Consider the following 13,319-nt stretch of genomic DNA (forward strand, 5'->3'; position numbering starts at 1 on the left):
TTGGTTCCGCGTGCTGTCGCACCAGTGGGCGCTCGTCGCTGAAATCTTGGATTGTCCTTGACCTGGGATTCCTGGCGATATACGGGAGTTGCGGCGAATGATCGTCCCGGCGGGCCGGCACAGCCGCCTGCGACACCCCCCACAAGCGGAGATCTTGCGTGTACAGCTACATAAGGAGAACGGCGCTCGCGGGCACGGTCCTGTTGAGCGCCTTCTCACTGGCCGCCGTACCGGCCCAGGCGTCGGACAGCGGCGCGACCGGTGCCCCGCAGCGCGTCATCGTCATCCTGCGCGACCAGCTCGGCGGCCTCCCGATGCGGACGCGCGCCACCGAGCGCAGTCACACCGCTGCCCATGACCAGGCGCCCGTCATGGCGCAGTTGAGGAAGAGCGGCGGCACCCGCATCGGCGGAATGACCCTGATCAACGCCGTGTCCGCCACGTTGCGGCCGGACGCCGTCGCCCGGATTCGTGAGGACGGGCGCGTGGCCGCCGTCGTCCCCGACCTTCCGCTACGGCTGCCCGAGGCGGACCGCGGTGTCTCCGCGGCGGCCGGGGCAACCAGTACGGCTGCCGTCGCGACCGGCACCGCCTGCCCCAAGGACCCCGCGAAGCCCCTCGTCGAACCCGAGGCGCTCCGGCTGACGCACACCGACGCGGCACAGCGGACCGCCACCGGCAAGGGGGTGAAGGTCGCCGTCGTCTCCGACGGGCTGGATGCGGACAACCCCGAGTTCATCCGCCCCGACGGCAGCCATGTGGTCACCGACCGCCAGGACTTCGGCGGGGACGGTGTGAACGCCGACACCGGCGGCGGCGAGGCGTTCGGCGACGCCAGTGCCATCGCCGCGCAGGGCAGCCGTACGTACGACCTGTCCACGCAACTGCCGTACGCCGGACTGCCGAAGGGGTGCACGTTCCGTGTGCGCGGATTCGCACCCGGGGTGCAACTGATGGATCTGAGGGTGTCCTTCACCGCCTCCTCGGTCGTGCGCGCCGTCCAGTACGCGGTCGAGCACCACGCCGACGTCATCAACGAGTCCTTCGGGAGCAACCTCTACCCGGACCCGGCCACCGACCCCGAGCGGCTGGCCGACGACGCGGCCGTCGCCGCCGGTGTGACCGTGGTGTCCGGCAGCGGGGACTCGGGGCCGTCCGGCACGGTGGGTTCACCGGCCAGCGACCCGGATGTGATCGCGGTGGGCGCTTCCACGTCGTTCCGGCTGGCCGCACAGGCCTACGGCTACCGGAAGTGGACCAGCGACAACATCGCCCCCCTGTCCTCCGGCGGGACGACTCCCGGCAACAGGCTGGTCGACCTGGTCGCGCCGGGCATGGTCAGCATGGCCGCCTGCACCGTCGACCCGCGCTGGAGCGACTGCACCCGCCCCACCCAGGTGTTCGGCGGCACCAGCGAGTCCGGCCCGTTCGTGGCCGGCGCGGCGGCCGACGTCATCCAGGCGTACGGGGACGCACACGGCGGAGCGCGACCGTCGCCCGACCTGGTCAAGCGGATCCTGACCGGTACCGCGACCGACCTGCGCGCGCCCGTCGGCGAACAGGGCGCGGGACTCCTGGACACCGACGCGGCCGTCCGCGCGGCGCGGGCCGTCGACACGGTGAGCGGCGACCGCAAGAGCACCGAACTGGTGCCTTCGGTAGGCCAGTTGAGGGTCGTGGGACTTCCCGGCGCCCAGCGGAACACCTCCGTCGCTCTGACCAACACCGCGGACCGGGCGCAGCGGGTCACCATGACCTCGCGCACGGCCGGCGCCCGGACCTTCCTCACCGAGCGCAAGGTCACCGTCGGTTCTCCGCTCGCCAACGGCACACGCGAAGGGAGCCTCGCGGCCCGGCCGTTCACGGTCCGGGTGCCGAAGGGCACCCCGCTGCTGGACGCCGAGATGGTGTGGCCCGGTACCGCCGACTCCGGGAAGCTCGTCCTGGTCCTGCTGGATCCGGTCGGCCGGCTGACACAGGTCAGCTACGACTACGACGGGGGCGTGAACAGCAATCACCAGCACGTCGACGTCCACGACCCGCGCCCCGGCACCTGGACCGTCAAGCTGGTCTGGGGCAACGGCCGCATGCTCCTCCAGGACAAACCGCTGAAGCCCGGCAGCTACCGCGGTCCGGTCAGTGTCAGGATCACCGGGCACCGCTACGCGCGGGCCGGAGTACCCGAGCAGACCCGCGTCGTCCCGGCAGGCGGCACCGCGCGGTTCCCGGTGCGGATCCCGTTGCCGCGTACGGCCGGTGACGCGCCCTTCTCGCTCCAGTTCGCCTCGGACTCGGGGACCCGGCTGTCCCTCCCGGTGGCCCGCCGGACGCTGATCCCCACCGATCCGAGGCCGGGGCACAGCACTTCCTTCTCGGCGACCGTCACCGGCGGGGTCGGCCGGGACGTCGGCCAGACAGGCGGCTACTACCTGGACGTACCGCCGGGCCGGCGCGACCTGAGCATCGAGCTGACCGCCGAGGACCCCGCGCCCACGCTGGTGTACTACCTGGTCAGCCCCGACGACCAGGTCCTCGCCCGGGACGTCGACCGCACCGCAGGCGACCACAGCGCGCCGACGAAGTACGCGAGCCTGACCGTCGACCGCCCGGCAGCGGGCCGCTGGACACTGATCGTCGGACTGCCCGACGCGGTCAGCGGCAAGGCGTTCAGCCGACAGATCACCGGGAAGGTCCGCTTCGACTCGGTGACGGCGACGGCACCGGGCCTTCCGGACAGTGCCTCCCGTGTCCTGCGACGCGGCAGCACGCTCACCGTTCCCGTGCGGGTGCGGAACCCCGGTCCGGCGGTTCGGCAGTACTTCCTCGACGCGAGGCTCGACACCACCAGCGACCTTCCCGTCCGGCAGTTCGGATCCGACAAGTCGGGGACCGCGCAGGTCAACGGGGACGGCCCGGCCTGGTCCGTGCCCACGCACACGACCGAGCTGGTCGCCACCGCGACCGCCGACCGCCCGGTCGACCTGACGATGTTCCCCGCGACCACCTCTCCCCAGGTGGTCGCGCAGGCCGGCAGCGGCGACACCACGGTCGCCACCGCCACCGCGGGCGAGCTGGCGTCCGGGCCGTGGACCACGGTCGTCGACGACCCGGGCCCCTTCACGGACAGGCCCGCGGGCACCGGCACGGCGAAGGTCACGCTCACCGCCACGACCCGGACGCTCGACCCGGCGGCGAAGGCCTCCACCGGCGCGTTCTGGGACCCCGACGCCGACTGGAACCCCGTCGAGGCCGCCACCGGGACGACCGCGACGATGCACCTCACCCTGACCCCGACGGCGCCCGTCGGCACGGTCGTCCACGGAACGGTCTACATCGACACGTACTCCGGCTTCGGCCTCGAGGGCTCCGAGCTGACCGGCATCCCGTACACGTACACGGTCGGCTGACGACACCCCGCGCGAGCCTGACCCGGCTCCTTCCCCGCCGCATGTGCTCCCCCATGCGGCGGGGAGCGGGGGCTGGGCACCGTCTTGCGTGCTCGCGACGCCGCACCCGTTGAGGGATGTTGACGGAGCCCGCCCGTGACGGCAGGATGACCGACTGCGTGGCCTACGCCGAACCTCCCGCGACCGTCCCCAGCACGGTCTCCCCACGGAGGCAAAGGGACCAGCGTCTCAGGCCGTTGTCGCAGCCGATCGCCGCGGGCGAGGTTGCTGGGGAGCCGTCGTTCGGGGCGTGGAAGGCCGCGATGACTGCCCGTAGGAACTTCAAGCGCCAGGTGCGTGCCCGCGCCGCCAGGACCGGTGAGTCCTATACGGCCGCTCTGCGGCACTTCCGTCCGACTCCATCAGGAGACGTCATGTCGGAAGCAAGGACTCCCAGGAGCGTGCGGCTTGCCGTGGCGCAGACGGTCGTACGAGAAGACCCCCGAGACGTCGAGGCGTTGCGCGAAAGCGGGCGTGCCGTACGTGCCCTGATGCGCGAGGCCGGGGCGCGGGGAGCGAGGATCGTGCACTTTCCGGAGGGCGCGCTCTGCTTTCCGGGCAAGCTGGTCATGTCCGTCGACGGTCCGGACGCGGTCGGCCCCGCGGACTGGAGCCGGTGCCAGTGGCCCGTGCTCCGGGCGGAGTTGGCGGCGATCGCCGAGCTGGCCCGCGCGTTGCGGCTGTGGACGGTGATTCCGTCGGCGCACCGCCTGACCGAGCCGCACCGCCCGCACAACAGCCTCTACGTCGTCTCCGATCGCGGCGAGGTCGTCACGCGCTACGACGAGCGACTCCTGTCGAACACGAAGGTCTCGTACCTGTACTCGCCGGGCGTCTCCCCGGTGACCTTCGAGGTCGACGGTGTGCGCTTCGGCTGCCTGCTCGGCATGGAGATCCACTACCCGGAACTGTTCGCGGAGTACGAGAGGCTGGACGCCGACTGCGTGCTGCTCTCCACCAGCGGTACACCGGGCAACATCACCGCCGAGGCCCAGGTCCAGGGCCATGCCGCGTTCAACGGCTACTGGGTCGGCATCTCGGGGCCGGCACAGGACAGCGTCACCGCGCCGACAGGCGTGGTCGCTCCCAACGGTGACTGGCTCGCGCGGTGCCCCGCCGACGGTTCGCCTTCGGTGGCAGTGGTGGACCTGGACGACAGCTCCGAGACCGCCACATCGGCACTGACCCACGCACGCCCCTGGCGTCGGAAGTCGCGCTCGGGCCTCTACACGGAGCACCAGGTGAACGACCCGCGCAGTGAGGACCGTACGACGGGCTTCTAGGGTCTGTTGCGAAAGTGGATCAAGGCCGTAGATGATCACGGTCCGTGGGACGAGGTGATCTGACGAACGACCAGTGGGAGCGGCTGGAGCCGTTGCTGCCGGGTGGAAAGAAGCCGGGCCGCTCGCGGACCTGGAACCGTAGGCAGTTGATCGACGGCATACGGTGGCGGATCCGAACCGGGGGTCCCTGGCGTGACCTGCCGGAGCGCTGTGGGCCGTGGGACCGGGCCCACGACCTGTTCCGCCGCTGGCAGCGCGACGGCACCTGGAGCCGGATCCTCACCCAACTGCAGGCCGAGGCCGATGCAACGGGTCTGATCACGTGGGACGTGGGCGTGGACTCCACCATCGCCCGCGCCCACCAGCATGCCGCTGGCGCGCGTCAAAAGGGGATCTCCAAAAGGAACCTCCCGGTGGCATCGCCACCGAGCCCGACGACCAAGGCCTCGGGCGCTCGCGAGGCGGGCTGACCACCAAGCTGCACCTGGCAGTCGAGCAGGGTCGTGCGAGGCCGTCCGGGGCACAGCCGGACAGAGTTCGGGCGGACAAGGCGTACGGCTCCCGCGCGAGCGGCTCCTACCTGCGTCGACGAGGCGTGAAGTACCCCATCCCGGAGAAAGCCGACCAGATCCGCAACCGCCAAAAGCTCGGCTCCGGCGGTGGTCGCCCGCCCAAGTTCGACAAGGACGACTACAAGCAGCGGCACGCGGTCGAGTGCGGAATCAACCGGCTCAAGCGCCACCGCGCGGTTGCGACGAGGTACGACAAGCTTGCCGTCCGCTACCACGCGACTGTGCTGGTCGCTGCCATCAACGAATGGCTGTGACCAGCACAGTCGCAGCCACGCTTATCCGCCCTGAAGGATTCGCCCCTCCGAGGTCCCGAAGTACCAGTGCCGCTCAGCCGGCGCAGGAGGGAGGGTGCCAGCTGCAAGATCAGACAGCGCCTCCGCCAACTCAACAAGCGGAGCGGCATCAATGTGGTGTGCACCGCGCAGGAAGCTGGTGGCGCTCTCCTCCAACTCAGGCCAGGTCGAAACTTCGTCTCGGGCCACGCCACCGCGGGTCTCGATCCGGCGAGCTGCCTCCAGAGCACAGTTCAGGAGTTGCTGCTTCTGTTCGACGCCGTAGTCGTCGAACAGGACGGCGAAACTGCTGCCCGCCAACGCGTGCGTGCGCAGATCCTGCTCCAACTCCGCCCACCACGAGGGCCGTTGATCCGTCGGCGTCTCTCCCCAGACTCTCGCCGCTTCGATGAAGAGAACTCCGAGTGCCACGTCGTAGGCCCAGAACATCGCGTCCCCGGAGATCACCGGCACTGTCTTGCTCACGGCACTCCTCTGCAGCTGCTCGCTCCCAGCGCCAATCATGTCCTACCGGCCCGGCTGCCCGCCCGATTGGGCTGGCCACGCGATCAGCACTTCCACAACAGGCCTCTCATCAGCCACGGAGCGCATCGTTCGACGCCACGGAGCAGTCAGGTCAGCAGCGCACGAGATATGGACACGCGCCCCTCAATCGCTCCCGCACTCCCTTACCGGACACACAAAGCGCTGATAGTACGGACTCCTGCACAAGGGGGACGAAAGTGACGCGCACCGAAGCAGGCGCCGACGGCGACACCGCGGGCAATGAACCTCAGAGGGAGGGCGGCAAGGGCGAGAACAGAACACGGATCGTCATCGCGTCCATCGGTGCACTGGCGGCCGTCGCCGCCGCAACCGCCGGAGCCCTGTTCGCCCAGACCGGTGACCCCAAGGAACCGCCGAACGGCATCTCAGTCGCCGCACCAAACCCGTCCGAGTCCGAAGACCCGTGCGATCTACAACGGCTCGCCGACTCCTGGGACCAGCCGCCGTCACAGCGTTACAACGAGTCGCTGTTCGCGAACCACAACGCACCCCGTGTCTACACCCAAGTGGGCGGCCCTGCACGGAGTCCCGAAATCAGCGTCAAGGGTCAGATGAGCCTCAACATCCCAGCAGGCCAGGTCCTTTATCTCATCACCCGGCCCGACCCTGATTCCAAGGACGAGTTCGGACACCCGGGGAGCGGCCGGTTTTACCCGGGCACCCCCGTCAGCCTCACGTCCAGCGGCTGCTGGGAGGACAACAACCACTCGGTCGGTTATCCCGGCGTGGAGGGAATCAGCGAGACCTACCTGCTCGTCCTCGTCGGTTCCGACCAGGCCGCGAAGTTCCCGGCCGACCGCAAGGCGAAGAACTGGGACGGATACAGCGCGGAGGACTGGCGGGCCATCACCAAGATCGACGTCATGAATTTCCATGTCTCCACGAGCTAGTGCCGCATCAGGTTCCAGTTGCGCTGCTTGGGTGAACAGTTCAACGGGTTGATCATCGGTGCGGGGGCCGAGCAGTTCCGGATTTTTCAAGGTGGTTGTCCGGGACGGCTGTGACATCGCCAGCCGGGTGCTGCAGCATGCCGCCGGCACCGGCACGGCAACCTCACGCTCTCCCCCATCTGTTGGCAGGTTGCGGTCAAAGGCTCCTCAAGTGCCGGACTCCCCCTCGAACCGGTGGTCGGGTTTCGGACAACGGCTGTACGACCACCTTTCTCGGAGGATCCGGTGTCAGCACCCACCCGTAAGAGACGATGGCTCGCGATCTGTGCCATCACCGCATCCGGCGTTCTCGTCGCGACACCCGCGGGCGCCGCGTCAGGCAACGGGCATGTTCCCTTCGGTACTCGCGCGCTCGACCGACTCGCCGCCCAGCGTGCGCAGTCCACCGGCCTGCTCAGCCCCAGCGTCGCCGCCGAGGACGACGACGGCAACGAGGCCGACGAGATAGCCGAGGGGGCGGACCAGTACGCCGAGGCCCGCACCTCACCCGGCGTCGTCGCCCCCGGCGCTTACGGCGCCGCCTGGGGCAGCCTCAGCAACCTTCCCTCCACCGGCGGCAGTTGGCGCAACATCACCGACCTGCCGTACAACTCCGACGATTCCCGCTACCGCGACATCGACTCCAACTCCAGCGGCGGGTCCGGCAACGTCACCGGCCGGATGGCCGCGATCGCCGCCGACGACGACGGGTACGTGTACGCGGGCAGCGCCGGCGGCGGTGTCTGGCGGTCCGGGCGCGGCGGCGGGCGCTGGAAGCCGATCAGCGACAGGCTGCCGTCCCAGTCCACCGGCGCGCTCGCGCTCGACGGCGCCGGCAGGCTGTGGCTGGGCACCGGCGAGGCGACCACCAACGCGGACGCCTATCTCGGCAGCGGCGTCTACGTCCTGTCCGACCCGCACCACGGCACCTTCTCCAGCCGCAGCCGGGTCGGCGGCGACGAGCTGGAGTCGACCACCATCCACGAGCTGCGCTTCGGCGGCGGCAAGGTGTGGGCGGCGACCAGCGAGGGTGTCTGGAGCCACTCCACGAAGACGCTGAAGGGCTCCTGGAAGCTGGAGTTCGCGCCCAACCCCGACTACCTGCCGGGCGGTTCGCTGGCCCACGACCCGGCCGCCCCGTACAAGAACATCACCAACGACATCGCGATCGACCCGAAGCATCCGGGCAACGTCGTGCTCGCCGTCGGCTGGCGCAGCGGTGACGACTACAACGGCTTCTACACCAAGGTCCACGGCACCTGGACCCGGATCACCAGCGGTCTCGGCGACCTGCCCGCCGACGTGGACGACGTCGGCAGCGTCACCTTCGCCCGCTCCGCCGACGGCTCCCGCTACTACGCCATCGACGAGTCCCCCGAGCAGCTGAACACCAACCCGGACAGCGGCCTGGAGGGCATCTACGTCTCCAAGTCCGGTGCTCCGACCGGCCCTTGGACGAAGATCGCCGACTACAAGGGGCTGGCCGCCTCCGGTTCCGCGCTGACCGGCGCCGGCTACATGCCGGGCGTGCAGGCCTGGTACAACCAGTTCCTCACCGTCGACCCCAGCGACCCTGACCACGTGTACGCCGGTCTCGAAGAGGTCTACGAGTCCAAGGACGGCGGCTCCACCTGGTCGACGGTCGGGCCGTACTGGAACTTCAACTTCCCCTGCTGGTCCATCGACCCCGCCAAGCAGTCCGGTGACTGCAACCAGACCACCCACTCCGACCAGCACGGCGTCGCCATCGGCCGCTACCACGGCAAGAGCTTCGTGTACGTCGGCAACGACGGCGGCGTCTACAAGCGCCCGGTGAACGGCTCCCAGGACGCCTCGGGGCACGCCACCGACTGGACCTCGCTCAACGACGGCACCATCGACACCCTCCAGTACTACTCGGTGGGCATCGGCAAGGACCTCGACCACGGCGGTGTCTCCGTCACCGGCGGCCTCCAGGACAACGGCCAGTCCGTGCTGCGCAGCAACGACACCGTGATGGGCTCCAACTTCGGCGGCGACGGCGGCGACACCCTCACCGACCCCGCCAACGGCTGCAACATCGCGGAGGAGTACGTCTACCTCGCCATCCAGGTGACCCAGAACTGCGCGGTCAACGACGGCAGTTGGATCACCGACCCGAGCAAGGCGACGTCGTACGGGGTCGCCCCGCCCGACAACGCCACCAGTGAGGCGCGTTTCATCGCCCCGCTCGCGGCCGACGCGAAGAACAGCTCGACGTGGATCGCGGGCGGCCGGCACATCTGGGTGCAGACCCACGGCTACGCCATCCGCAGCGGCAGCGAGTGGAAGAGCGTCCACGACCTCGGTGAGGGCCACACCGCGACCGCCGTCGCCGCCTCGGGCGGCAAGGTGTACGCGGCCTGGTGCGGTCCCTGCAACAACCAGGGCTTCACCCGTGGCATCGCCGTCGGCAACGCGGACGGCACCGGCTGGCACGACATCGCCCTGCCCGCCACCGGCGCGGACGGCACCGTGCCCAACCGCTACCTCAGCGGGTTCGCGGTCGATCCGAAGAACGCCGACCACGTCTACCTCACGGTCAGCGGCTTCTCCCGGCAGTGGACCGAGGGACCGGGCGCCGGCGTGGGGCATCTCTTCGAATCGAAGGACGGCGGCACCACCTGGAAGGACATCTCGGCGAACCTTCCCGACGTGCCGGCCGACTCCGCGGTCGTCACCCCCAACGGGGGTCTCGCCGTCGCCACCGACCTCGGTGTCGTCTACCGGGCGCCGGGCCGCAGCACGTGGCAGCGGGTCGGTTCGCTCCCGGCCGTCGCCGTGCTCCAGTTGAAGCTGAGCCCCGACGGCCGCACGCTGTACGCGGCCACCCACGGCCGCGGCATCTACACCATCCCGGTGAGTTCCTGCGGCTGACGCACACCGAGCGGTGACGGAGGGGTGCCCCTGGAAACCCGGGGTCACCCCTCCCGCGCGTACGGCGTCACCGTGACGTCGAGCGTGAAGCCGACGCCCCCGGCACCCGCCAGGTCCGGTTCCTTCGCCGACACGGTGATCCGGGCGCTGCCGCCCCGGGTCCCGGCGGCCCGCAGCGAGACGTGCGCGGCGCCGTCGGCGGCCACCTGCCGGCCGGTCACCAGGACGAGGGCGGGCGCCGAACTCCGTACGGCCGTCCACCGCTTGCCGTCGGTACGGGGGCTCAGGACCAGGGAGACGACCGTTCCGGGCCGTACGCACACCGGCCGCCGGACGGGATCGCCGGGCGCGACGGTGATCTGCGCCCGGCCCGCTGCACAGCCCGCGCCCGAGGCGGGGGCAGAGGCAGAGGCAGAGGGCGGTGAAGCCGAAGCGGACGGCGCCTGCGACGAAGACGAAGGGGGCACGGAGGACGGAGCGGTCGGACTTCCGGCCGACGTCCTCCCCGAAGGGCTCTCCGAAGGACCCTTCGCCGCCGGGCCACCGGTGTCCGACGTCCCGCACCCGGCCAGGACTCCCACCAGGGCGATCACACACCCCCCGATTCGCCACCACCGCATCCCGCACCTCCGACCGTTCACCTGCCACCAGCATGCTCCGCCGCCGACCGGCGGGCCGCCCGCGACCGAAGAGCCTTACGGAGATATGACGTGGTGGCGCTGTTCCGGGATCCCCCCGCCGGTCCGGACCTGGCGTGACCGTATGCGTGCACGGGTCACCGGCGGTGCCGGGCCTGTCGGGTCCGCGTGCCACGTCCCCTCGACCTGCCCGGGCAAGTCCCCACCGGCACGCCTGTCACCCTCGACGGCTCTCCCCGCCCGACTCCCCCGGCGCCGTAGGCCGCACGACCGCCAGGCGGCGGTACGCGGCGCGGGCGTGGCCCAGGCGGGCCAGGGTCGTGCCGGTCAGGGCGGCGACGAGGAGGCAGCTGAGCCAGAAGGTGTCGCGCTGGACGGACCAACTGAGCGTGCCCGCGGGCGGGATGGCGAAGCCGTTGAGGAAGAGCCAGCACAGGACGGCCGTACCGGGGGCCGCCGCGAAGCGGGCGCACCAGCCGAGCAGGGAGGCGAGCACGGACAGGACGGCGAGGGCGAGCGCGGGCCGGCCCGGGCCGATGAGCGCGTTGACCGCCGCCACGAGCAGAAGGGATCCGGCGAAGGCCGCGGACCACACCAGGGCCGTGGACACCGGCTGGGGCACGGGCCGTGCACCCGCGCGCAGGGACACCCACTCGACCACGGTTCGACTCCTTCCGGCAGCACCGCCGACCGATACAGCCTTCCACGCCACGGCGGTCCGCGGGAGAGCGGGTTCGGCCGGAACGAGGCGCCGAAGAGGCGTCTGTATGTACAAGGGAAAATCCGGTTCATCAGTGCGCAAATGGATCACTGGATCGGTGTAATCGGCACAAATGCCGGGCCGTCCGGCGATCTAGCGTCGGAGTGCACGGGGCCGCACGAGCCAGAAAGGCATCGAGTCACTCATGCCCATCCCGCACACCGACGTCATGCCCGCCCTCGACTTCGACACCCTGACCACCGCGCACGAACGAGACCGACCGACCGCCGACCCCCTCCTGCCGCCGGTCGACGAACTGCCCGCGTCCGTGTCGGAACCCGAGGCGGTCTGCCGCCGGGTGCGGGACGAGCTGATGCTCGACGGCAACGCGCGGCTGAACCTCGCCACCTTCGTCACCACCTGGATGGAGCCGCAGGCGCGGGAGCTGATGGCGGAGACGGCGGAGAAGAACCTCGCGGACCGCGCGGAGTACCCGCAGATCACGGCCATGGAGGAGCGCTGTGTGCGGATGCTCGCCCGGCTGTGGCACGCGCCGCGCCCGGCGGAGGTGCGCGGCTGCTCGACCACCGGCTCCAGCGAGGCCGCGATGCTCGGCGGGCTCGCCCTCAAGCGCCGCTGGCAGGACCGCCGCCGCGCCCAGGGCAGGGACACCGCGCGCCCGAACCTGGTGATGGGCTCGAACGTCCAGGTGTGCTGGAAGAAGTTCGCCAACTACTTCGAGGTGGAGCCGCGTTACGTCCCGATGGAGCCGGGCCGCTACCACCTCACGCCCGACACCCTGACCGCCTACTGCGACGACAACACCATCGGCGTGGTGGCCGTCCTCGGCTCCACGTTCGACGGCTCCTACGAGCCCGTCGCGGACATCTGCCTGGCTCTGGACGGCTATCAGGCCGCCACCGGCACCGACATCCCGGTGCACGTCGACGGCGCGTCCGGCGCCATGGTGGCCCCCTTCCTCGACCCGGGCCTGATGTGGGACTTCCAGCTGGAGCGGGTGGCGTCCATCAACACCTCGGGCCACAAGTACGGGCATGTCTTCCCCGGTCTCGGCTGGGCCCTGTGGCGGGACGCCGAGGCCCTCCCCGACGACCTGGTCTTCGAGGTCGACTACCTCGGCGGCAGCTCCCCGAGCTTCACCCTGAACTTCTCGCGTCCGGGCGCGCACGTGGTCGCGCAGTACTACAGCTTCCTGCGGTACGGCTTCGAGGGGCTGCGGGACCTGGCGGCGCGGAGTCGTACGACGGCCCGCGCGCTGGCCGACCGGATCGCGGCGATCGCCCCCTACGAGCTGGTCACGGACGGCTCCGAACTGCCCGCGTTCGCCTTCCGCGTGGCGCCCGGCACCGAGGGCCTCACGGTGTTCGACGTCTCCCACGCCATGCGCGCCCGCGGCTGGCACCTGCCCGCGTACACCTTCCCGGCGCCCTGCCAGGACGTCTCTGTGCTGCGGGTGGTCGTACGCACCGGGTTCACCGCGGAACTCGCCGGCATGTTCGTCGCCGACCTGACGGAGGTCACCAGGCGCCTGCACGCCGACCGGCTCTCGCCCTCGCTCAGCTAACGGGGCCCCCGGCTCCCAGCGAGGCGCGGACGAGAGCGCGCAGCTCGTCGTCGGTGATGTCCGCCGCCTCGCCGGGGCCCAGCCGGAGGGTGGCCTTGCCGCTGAGCAGCCCCGGGTGCCGGGAGAGGAGATCGGCGCCGGCGTCCGCGTCCCAGCCGTAGAGGGAGACGCCGTGCCGCCACGCGCCCACGTGCAGCCGGCGGGCGCCGACCCGGTACGTGGGCATGCCGTAGGAGAGCTCGACGGCAGCCTCGGGGAACGCCCCCAGGATCAGCCGGTGGACCCGGTCGAAGAGGGGTCGGTGCCCGGGGGCGATGCCGTCGATCCAGGCCTGTACGTCAGCGTCCATACGCCCTATTTGTACAGGGGAGACCGGCGTCACAGTGTCGCTGCGGGAAAGGTCACAGCCGTGCCCTCTGCTGCCTCTTCGGG

At 70.5% G+C, this 13,319-nt stretch carries 9 protein-coding genes and 1 pseudogene; 6 read left to right on the forward strand and 4 right to left on the reverse strand.

Annotation, left to right across the window (positions count from 1 at the left end):
• Positions 1 to 158 precede the first annotated feature (158 nt).
• From H295_RS0100980 to H295_RS45120, 3 genes and pseudogenes are all read left to right on the forward strand, one after another.
• Positions 159 to 3,407 (forward strand): S8 family peptidase, encoded by a 3,249-nt coding sequence (locus tag H295_RS0100980; protein ID WP_028808927.1) that lies wholly within the window; start codon positions 159 to 161, stop codon positions 3,405 to 3,407.
• A gap of 413 nt (positions 3,408 to 3,820) precedes the next feature.
• Positions 3,821 to 4,729 carry a carbon-nitrogen hydrolase family protein gene (locus H295_RS0100985; protein WP_234021543.1) on the forward strand — a complete coding sequence of 303 codons (909 nt, stop codon included), beginning with the start codon at positions 3,821 to 3,823 and terminating at the stop codon, positions 4,727 to 4,729.
• Positions 4,730 to 4,773: 44 nt separating this feature from the next.
• Positions 4,774 to 5,555 (forward strand): annotated as a pseudogene (locus H295_RS45120) (IS5 family transposase).
• Positions 5,556 to 5,576: 21 nt separating this feature from the next.
• On the opposite strand, the gene H295_RS44615 reads toward H295_RS45120, so the two are convergent.
• The gene (locus H295_RS44615; protein ID WP_063741177.1) at positions 5,577 to 6,059 is read right to left on the reverse strand and encodes a hypothetical protein; all 483 of its coding nucleotides are present in this window, start codon (positions 6,057 to 6,059) and stop codon (positions 5,577 to 5,579) included.
• A gap of 257 nt (positions 6,060 to 6,316) precedes the next feature.
• On the opposite strand from H295_RS44615, the gene H295_RS0101005 reads away from it, so the two are divergent.
• Together H295_RS0101005 and H295_RS0101010 are read left to right on the forward strand one after the other, a co-directional pair.
• A complete protein-coding gene (locus H295_RS0101005) occupies positions 6,317 to 7,030 on the forward strand; it encodes a hypothetical protein (protein ID WP_020133478.1) in 714 nt (237 codons plus the stop codon).
• Positions 7,031 to 7,315: 285 nt separating this feature from the next.
• The gene (locus tag H295_RS0101010; RefSeq protein WP_020133479.1) at positions 7,316 to 9,964 is read left to right on the forward strand and encodes a hypothetical protein; all 2,649 of its coding nucleotides are present in this window, start codon (positions 7,316 to 7,318) and stop codon (positions 9,962 to 9,964) included.
• Positions 9,965 to 10,008: 44 nt separating this feature from the next.
• Here H295_RS0101010 and H295_RS0101015 read toward each other — a convergent pair whose 3' ends face one another.
• Complete coding sequence (locus H295_RS0101015; RefSeq protein WP_020133480.1) at positions 10,009 to 10,287, reverse strand: hypothetical protein; 279 nt, start codon at positions 10,285 to 10,287, stop codon at positions 10,009 to 10,011.
• 532 nt (positions 10,288 to 10,819) lie between these two features.
• Positions 10,820 to 11,263, reverse strand: coding sequence for a hypothetical protein (locus H295_RS0101020; protein WP_020133481.1), 444 nt, complete (start codon positions 11,261 to 11,263; stop codon positions 10,820 to 10,822).
• Between the two features lie 244 nt (positions 11,264 to 11,507).
• Between H295_RS0101020 and H295_RS0101025 the strand changes: the two genes are divergently transcribed.
• A complete protein-coding gene (locus H295_RS0101025) occupies positions 11,508 to 12,887 on the forward strand; it encodes a glutamate decarboxylase (RefSeq protein ID WP_020133482.1) in 1,380 nt (459 codons plus the stop codon).
• Here H295_RS0101025 and H295_RS0101030 read toward each other — a convergent pair.
• Positions 12,880 to 13,236 (reverse strand): DUF1801 domain-containing protein, encoded by a 357-nt coding sequence (locus H295_RS0101030; RefSeq protein ID WP_020133483.1) that lies wholly within the window; start codon positions 13,234 to 13,236, stop codon positions 12,880 to 12,882. The two genes, H295_RS0101025 and H295_RS0101030, sit on opposite strands and share 8 nt — an antisense overlap.
• Between the last annotated feature and the right edge of the window lie 83 nt (positions 13,237 to 13,319).

Origin of the sequence: Streptomyces sp. 351MFTsu5.1, from assembly GCF_000383655.1 — a bacterium.
Taxonomy (GTDB): Bacteria; Actinomycetota; Actinomycetes; order Streptomycetales; family Streptomycetaceae; genus Streptomyces; species Streptomyces griseorubiginosus.